The sequence below is a fragment of the Nocardia sp. NPDC004722 genome (assembly GCF_053601505.1).
Genome location: NZ_JBSGBY010000391.1, coordinates 1 through 8,042, shown reverse-complemented (window position 1 = coordinate 8,042; position 8,042 = coordinate 1). Strand labels below are relative to the sequence as shown.

The following is an 8,042-nucleotide window of genomic DNA, read 5'->3' as shown; positions in this document are numbered from 1 at the left end:
AGTACCTCGCCGACACCAGGTCGCTGGAGGAGTGGACCTACAGCCTGCGATGCGAGGTCACCGACCACCAGTCGGTCCACCGGCAGCGCGGGGCCCAGCCACGGGCGGTCCAGGACCAGCGCGTCGGCGGCGGGGATCACCTCGCCGGACAGGGCGCGCACCTGACCCGGCAGCACCAGTTCACCGGCGTCGAGACGGCCCGATTCCAGCGCCTCCGCCAGCAGCGCGTAGGTCTGCGAAATCGATTCTGGTGCGGGCATTCTGGCCGGATCGGCCAGGGCGTCGAGGAGTTCCTCGGCGAGCGCGGTGGTGAGCACCTCCGGATCGGCGAGCACGCCGCGCAGCACGCGCAGATCGTTCGCGTCGAAGCCCGGCAGCTGCGGAAGCAGGCCCGCGAACAGGGTGTCGTCGGGGTGCCGCAGCAGCCCCAGCGGGATGCCGTCGATATGGGCGTGCTGGCGCAACCACCAGGCGGTGTAGCCGTCGCGATCGGCCAGCAGCGGGCGGGTGGCAGCGTCGGAGAGCAACAGCCGCAAGGCTTCCGGCCATTCGGCGTCGTCGACCAGGTCGAGGTCGCGGACGGCGATCAGCTCCGCGGGATCCTCGCTCAGGCCGTCCCACCAGGTTTCCTCGTCGTCGAGGTGATGGTCCGGGCCGGTCGGATCCGATTCGGTGACCAGGGTGAAACCCCAGCCGACCCCGATGGCGCGCAAGGCTTCCGGGCCGTAGCGCTCCAGCACGTCGGCGTCGACGGTGGTGAACGGTGAATCCGCCACCAGCACTCGATCCAGCGGCGCGCCCGGCAGCAGCAGCTCGTCGGCGGGCGTCGATTCGCCTGTGACATCGGACAATTCGAGCAAGCCGAGCCAGGTCGGCAGCGTGCCGGGCGCGGCGTGAGCGGACAGACTCAGCACCGCCTCCACCGTGTCGGGATCGCTCGGGTCATCCTCCAGCGCTGCTTGCAGGCCCGGATCGCCGAGCAGATCCTCCGGCGTCGCGTTCCGCGCCCCCAACCGCCCCAGCAGCTCGTGCGCGGCCTCCGGATGCACCAGCCGCGCCCAGTGCACCGGCACCGCCGACTCCAGCCGATCGTCCAGCACCACCGTGCGCGGGCCGGTCACCAACCGGCCATCGGTCAACGGCACGGCCAGCGCGCCCAGCTCCTCCACCGACAGCGGATCCATCGCGAACGCGTCCAGCGCGTCGTAGAGCGAATACCACCACTGCGGTTCCCGTTCCAGACTGCCCGACAGCTCCGCGATCCGCGCCAGCCCGATGCGATGCACATCCAGCGCCGCCAGCGCGTCGGCGTACATCCGCGCCGACAACTCCGGAATCACCAGCGGGCCCACCACATCCGCCAGCAGATCAGCCAATTCCACGGTGGCACCGGTGAACACGGACGCCCGCCGCGGCGACGCCACCGCCCCCCGCGGATCGAATACCGCGCTGTCGGGATGCGTGCCCGCGCCGCCGAATTCGGCGAAACGGGATTCATCCACAGCCGTCCCCAAGCCGGATTCACCGATCTCGCCGAGTGCCTGCCGCTCGGCCTCTCGACCGGACTCGGCCGCCTCACCGAACTCGTCTCCGGCGTAGTTCGCGACCACATCGTGCGGCCCGATCGCGTCGTGGGGTTCCACTGCGCCGTAGGGCAATTCGTCCTGCTCCGGCAGATCCCAGAGCGGCAGCGTCTCGTGATCCGGGCGCACCGCGCGCGCCTTGGCGGCCGTGCCCCGACCAGTGGCGGATGATCCCGCGTCGAGGCCGTCCGGCGCCACGGAACCGGCGTCGCCGATCGCGGCAGAGCGGTCACCCGCCGCGCCCGAGGCGGTCTCGCGCGCAGACGCGGCGGCGGCCTCGTCCGGCGATGTGAGTTCCGCTGGGAAATCGGCGATATCGGCCGGGGCCTCGGCGTCGCCGGGCGCGGCCTGGTTGGTGGTCTGGTCGGGGATGTAACCGAACTCGGCGTCGAAGTCGACCGGGGCGGGTGCGGGCTCGCGGGCGGCGTCCGGGCGGGCGAGCAACACCGGGAGCCACTCGTTGTCGCGGAGTTCGGTGATCAGGGCCTCGCGCAGGGCGCTGTCGGCCTCGCTGCGGGCGAATCCGGGGAGCGGGACCAGGACCAGGCGGTCGCGGGGCGGCAGGGCGCGGGCGAAATCGGCGTAGCCGACGGCCAATTCGGTCAGGCGCGCGCCGGGCAGCAGGCGGCGGCGGTCCGGCTGCATCGGGATGTCGGCGATGAGCAGGGCCGGGATGGACAGCTCCTCGTCGGAGCGGGTGGGGGCGCGCAGCACGTCCGGATGGGCGGCGACGGGACGGCCGTCGCACACCGGCAGCAGCCAGCGGGCCCGCTCGGTGCGGAACTGCCACCACACACGCTCACCGGATTCCGAGTCGGTGACTCGCAGTTCGGTCAGTCCGTGGTCGAGTTCCCTTGCCGTGCTGGAGATCTCGTCATCGCCGATGCGGATGCTGCGCAGCACGGGCAGTTCCAGCAGCAGTTCGGCCGCCTCGGAGCGCAGCTCGGCGAGCAGGGCGACCGTGTCCACGTGCTCGTGCAGCCGCAGCACGATCTCGGTGTCGAATCCGGCGGCGGGCCGCTCCTCCAGCGACCAGGCCAGTCGCAGGGCGGGCGGCTCGAAACCGTCCGGGGTCTCGGGGATCTCGATGCCCTGCGCGCCCAGCAGCGCCCACGTCTCGGCCCGGGAGAAGCGCACCGATCCGGCGGTCGAGCGCACCTGGACCTCGTCGGAGACGGTGAGCACGGCGGTGAAACCGACACCGAATTTGCCGACGGCCGCGCCCTCGGCCGGGTCCAGCGTCTTCCCGGACGCGCGCAGCGCGGTGAGCGCGTGCACACCCGAAACATCCAGTGGTGCACCGGTATTCGCGACGTGCAGGGTCCGCCCGTCCAGCCACACCGCGACGCGGCCGGGCACGTCGGCCTTCAGCGCGGCGTCGGCGGCGTTCTGCGCCAGTTCGGTCAGCAGGCGGTCGCGGTAGCCCGACCGCACCAGATCGGCCTCGGTCGCGGCGTCCTCCCGCAGGCGGGTGGGCGATCCGCGCCAGGCGGCCACCACCCCGGCCCGCAACGCCTCGGTCCCGAACGGGTCCCCCAGATCGGTCGCGATCACGCCCTACACCCCTTCCCGCACAACGGGTTCACGGCATGCCACACGGTTTTCCAGGCATGCCAAAGCCAAGCATCCGGTCATTTCACAGAATTCCGGCAGGAATCCGCCGGATACGCCGCGGCAGATTACCGCCGCAGCGCCTCAGCGCGCCTCCGAAGCCCCCGAGTCGGGCTCCACCCGCACCGCCGTCACGGCCCAGGCATCGTCGTACACCGCATCCGGATCCGGCACCTCGAACAGCGCCGCCGGCCCCTCGTCCACCGACGTCTCGGGCGCGACCATGGGGGCCACCTCGTCGACAGTCGCCGAATCGTCCACCGTGACCGGCTCATTCGCGACGGCTACCGGCTCGACAGGCTCGACCGCCGCAGGATCAGCCGAGTCAGCGGCATCTGCCCCCGCGCCCGATTCGTCCGCATCAGCGGATTCCGGGGCGGGAGTGCCGGTTTCCGGGCGCAGCTCGGAGATCGGGATCAGGTCCACGGCGGCGTCGTCGTAGGCCTCGTAGAGCGGGGAGCCGTTACCGCTGGGGAGCACCACGTCCGAATGCGCGCCGCAGCCGTAGGCGATGTGCACGACGTGACCGTCCGCGCCCATGGCGTTCGCGCAGACGCCGAAGGCGGCGCGCAGGGCACCGGCCAGCGGAACGTAGAAGCCGCACAGGCCGCAGGTGGAGGGTGCGGCGCGGGCCATATCGGTGTCGGGGCCGTATTCGGAGAACCAGCGATCGCTCGCCTCTTCCCGGCCCTCGCGGGAAAGCGCCTGGGTACGACCGATTCCCAGCTCCAGCGCGACCTCGTCGACGACCGGATCGCCGGTGGCCACATAGCCGGGCACCAACCGCGGGTCGCCGAGCGGCGGGGCCAGCAGATCGCCGGGCGCGAGATCGCCGGGGCGGATGCGCTGCTCCCACGGAATGAAATCGGGGGCGACGAGCGCGTCCGGGCCGGGCAGCAGCGCCGACTCGCTCACCGTGGCGACCGTGGCTTCCGGCGGGGCCGCCACCACGACCGCCCACTGCCAGCCGCGATAGCCGGGCAGGGTGGCCGTGAAGTGGTGGGTCGCCGAGGATTCGTCCTCGGCGGTCACGCCCAGATGCGCGCCCACCCCGATCGGCTCCAGATCCAGGAGCGCACGGCGGGCCAGCTCGACCGCCTCCGCCAGGATCGGCCGCACACCGGACTCCGAAACTCCAACCGCGCTCACGTCCTACATTTTGCCGTATGGAGCGCAAACACCGTGCACCGGTAGCGGCCGCCACGATCATCCTGGCCGCTGCCCTGGCCCTGGCCGCCACCGTGACGGCCTGCACCAGCAGCGACAACACGCCGAAGCTGCGCGTGGAAGTCGTCGCGACTCGGCCGCACGATCCGGGCGCGTTCACCGAGGGCTTAGAAATAGACGGCTCGGTCTTGTACGAGAGCACCGGATTGTCCGGACAGTCCTGGGTGCGGGCCACCGATCTCGCCACCGGGGCCGAACTCGCCCGAGCCGACCTGCCCGCACCCCTGTTCGGCGAGGGCGTCACCCGGGTCGGCGACCTGCTCTGGCAGCTCACCTACCAGGACGGCATCGCCATCGCGCGAGACCCGGCCACCCTCACCGAGATCCGCCGCACCCGCTTCGACGGCGAGGGCTGGGGGCTGTGCGCGCGCGACAACCGCGTGGTCATGAGCAATGGCAGCGCCACCCTCACCTTCCGCGACCCGCAAACCTTCGCGATCACCGGCACGACCGCGCTCACCAGTCACAAGGACGTGAAACTCAACGAACTCGATTGCGCACCGGACGGTTCCGTCTACGCCAATACCTGGCCCTCGAACACCATCCTGCGGATCAACCCGGACACCGGGGAGGTGCTGGCGAAGATCGACGCCTCCGGCCTGCTGCCCGCCGGCGCCCGCACCCCCGACACCGATGTGCTCAACGGCATCGCCGACATCCCCGGCACCGATCATTTTCTGCTCACCGGCAAGAAATGGCCGATCAGCTACGAAGTCCGTTTCGTCCCGGCCTGACCTGCGCGCACCCGGGGCGCGACCGGCCCGGACACCGGTTCCGCCCCGAACTTGTGGCGGCCCACACCGGCGGTAGTGCAGCCGCCGACCCGCAGCACTGCAAGAATTGGGGGCGTGACTCCTCCCCGTGACCCCGGTGCCGACCCAGGTCGCTGGGGCGACGAGGACTCTCCCATGATCGACAGGCACCCGGGGTACGACCGCTATCCGCCCGCGAACCGCGCCGGCCGGCGACCCGGCCCTGCCCCCGGCGAACCGGAAGTCCCCGAATTCCTCACCCGCCGCACCCCGGGCCCGCAGCCGGAATCTCGCGGAGGTGGAGCTTCCGCGAGGAGTGGTGGCGAATCCGCCCACGGCCGTGGCGAATCTGCACGTGGCGGGCGTGAATCGCCGCGCGACCAGGGTGGCGAGTCGGTCGGCCGCACCTCACGGTGGGCCCGCCGCCGCCAAGGCAAGGCCGCCGACACCGACCGGGGCAACCCGCCGACCCGACCGTACGAGATGGGTTCGCCCACCGGCGCGCCTAGCGAACCGGCAACTTGGCAGCAGCCGAACGACTTCGGCACCACGCGGCGAGTGCGCTACGCCCCGGAGTCCGGGCACACCCCCGATCCCAGGCACGGACATCGCAACGACCCGCCCAGCCGCCACGAATCGCGGCCGGGGCGTCACGACTCGCCGCCGTCGCGTGCGGCCCGCCCCGAGCACTACGACCCCGACGCCACTGCGCGATCCGGTCGCTATGAGCCGGAGTCCGTGCCACCCGCCCGCCGCGAGGAGTATCCGACCCGGCCCGACCACGATCGGGACAGCTACACCGATCCGCGGTACGCGGAAGGGGCGCACCCGCAAGCGCATTCGCCCGACCCCGGCGCGGACCCCCACGACACCGCGGGCCTGCACAAGCCGCCGCGCAAGCTGACCGTCACCCGGGTCGCGGCACGCCGCAGTATCGAGCTGACGCAGAGCGGTTTCGCGACCTTCCAGCGGGCGGCCAAGGCCGACGGCGCGGAGGAGTCTGGTCTCACCGCGCTGATCTACGCCACCATGGCGAACTTCGCGACCGACGCGGCGATCGCGGTGGCCCTGGCCAACACGCTGTTCTTCGCCAGCGCGACCGCGGAATCCAAAACCAAAGTGGCGCTGTACCTCCTGATCACCATCGCGCCGTTCGCGGTGATCGCCCCGGTGATCGGGCCCATGCTGGACCGGTTGCAGCGCGGTCGGCGCGTGGCCTTGGCGGGCTCGTTCGGCCTGCGCGTGTTCATCGCCATGCTGCTCATCTTCAATATCGACAACTGGGCGCTCTACCCGCTCGCCCTGTGCATGATGATCCTCAGCAAGTCGTTCTCGGTGCTGAAATCCGCGGTCACCCCCCGCGTGCTGCCACCGGGAATGGATCTGGTGCGCACCAATTCCCGGCTCACCGTGTTCGGTCTGGTCGGCGGCACGCTGGGCGCGGGCGGCGTGGCCGCGCTGACCGCCAAGCTGACCGGCTCCACCGGCGCACTGCTCTTCGCCGCCGCGATCGCCGCCGCGGGCGCGTATCTGAGCCTGCGCATCCCGTCCTGGGTCGAGGTCACCGAGGGCGAGGTCCCGGCCACCATCGGCTATCACGGCAACGATGCCCGCACGGAGGTCCTGGACCCGAGCAAGGCCGACCAGGTGCAGCCGAGCAAACGCCGTCAGCCCCTGGGCCGTTCGGTGGTGACCGGGCTGTGGGGCAACGGCACCGTGCGCGTGCTGACCGGCTTCCTCACCTTCTACGGCGCGTTCGTGGCCAAGGCCACCGAGCACCGGCCGGTGCAGCAGATCGCCATGCTGGGCGTGATCGGCGCGGCCGCGACCATCGGCAACTTCACCGGCAACGCCACCGGCGCGCGGATGAAACTCGGCCGCCCGCAACTGATCGTGTTGAGCTGCACCATCGCCTGCGTGGCGGCCGCGATCGTGGCCGCGTTGATGGGCAACCTGCTGGGCGCGGCCATCGCGACCATGGTCGCGGCCTGCGCCAGCGCGCTGGCCAAGGTCTCCCTGGACGCCTCGATCCAGGACGACCTGCCGCCGGAATCCATCGCCTCCGGCTTCGGCCGCTCGGAGACCGTACTGCAGCTGGCCTGGGTGATCGGCGGCGCGATGGGCGTGCTGATCACGCCCACCTGGTGGATCGGTTTCACCGCGGTCTCGTGTGTCATGGCGCTCGGTTTGATCCAAACCGTGGTCAGCTACCGTGGGCATTCGCTACTGCCCGGTTTGGGCGGTAACCGACCGCAGCACGCCAAGCAGGAGATCCCCGCCGCGCACGGCGCGGGAGAACCCACCACATGACGGACAGGACATCCCGGTGAGCCAAACCCGAACCCGCACGATCGTCGCCCTGGTAGGAGCGGCGCTGCTGGTTTTCGTGGCGGCGGTGGCCGCCGTGGTCACGATCGCCGTACGCCATGCCGACAAGCCGCAGACCGAGATCACCGCGTACGCGAACGGCAAGTCGATCACCGTCACGCCGTACATGGATTGCAATGTCCGCATGCAGGACTGCCGGACCCTGCCCGCCGACAACGAGGTGCCGCTGCCGCCCGGCGTGGAGTGCGCCGCCGGCGGGGATGCCTGCCACACCGGCAAATCCGCGGCGCTGCCGGTGAAACCCGGCCTCCCGCTGCAGTTGTCGCTGCCCAAGGAGATCGCCGACAGTCCCTGGCTGGGCGCGGTCGTGTACCAGGCGCCCAACGGCAAACTGCTGCAGAAGCCCATCCAGCACGACGACTACGCCAAGGGCACGACCGCGCTCACTCGACCGGCCACCCGGTCGAGCCGGGCAGCTCACCCAGGATCGGCTCCAGGGCCTGTGGGGAGCGTGCGCCCAGCAACAACCGGTGAGTAGGGG

The 8,042-nt window shown here is 71.1% G+C and carries 5 protein-coding genes; 3 read left to right on the top strand and 2 right to left on the bottom strand.

Annotated elements, in window-relative coordinates; translation table 11 throughout:
* Positions 1-3,137 (bottom strand): sacsin N-terminal ATP-binding-like domain-containing protein (locus ACWELQ_RS30565; protein WP_452400495.1); only part of this gene is annotated, 3,137 nt, incomplete at its 3' end.
* 141 nt (positions 3,138-3,278) lie between these two features.
* Positions 3,279-4,343, bottom strand: a complete 1,065-nt coding sequence (locus ACWELQ_RS30560) for a DUF3027 domain-containing protein (protein ID WP_452400494.1) — start codon at positions 4,341-4,343, stop codon at positions 3,279-3,281.
* A 17-nt stretch (positions 4,344-4,360) separates the two neighbouring features.
* Here ACWELQ_RS30560 and ACWELQ_RS30555 point away from each other — a divergent pair, with 17 nt between their 5' ends.
* The 3 genes from ACWELQ_RS30555 (at position 4,361) to ACWELQ_RS30545 (ending at position 8,039) form a co-directional block, all read left to right on the top strand.
* The gene (locus ACWELQ_RS30555; RefSeq protein ID WP_452400493.1) at positions 4,361-5,155 is read left to right on the top strand and encodes a glutaminyl-peptide cyclotransferase; all 795 of its coding nucleotides are present in this window, start codon (positions 4,361-4,363) and stop codon (positions 5,153-5,155) included.
* Positions 5,156-5,731: 576 nt separating this feature from the next.
* Entirely contained in the window at positions 5,732-7,483 is a 1,752-nt protein-coding gene (locus tag ACWELQ_RS30550; protein WP_452400496.1) for an MFS transporter, read from the top strand.
* Positions 7,484-7,499: 16 nt separating this feature from the next.
* On the top strand, positions 7,500-8,039 hold the full coding sequence (locus ACWELQ_RS30545; protein ID WP_452400492.1) for a DUF2771 family protein: 540 nt from the start codon (positions 7,500-7,502) through the stop codon (positions 8,037-8,039).
* Positions 8,040-8,042: the final 3 nt, after the last annotated feature.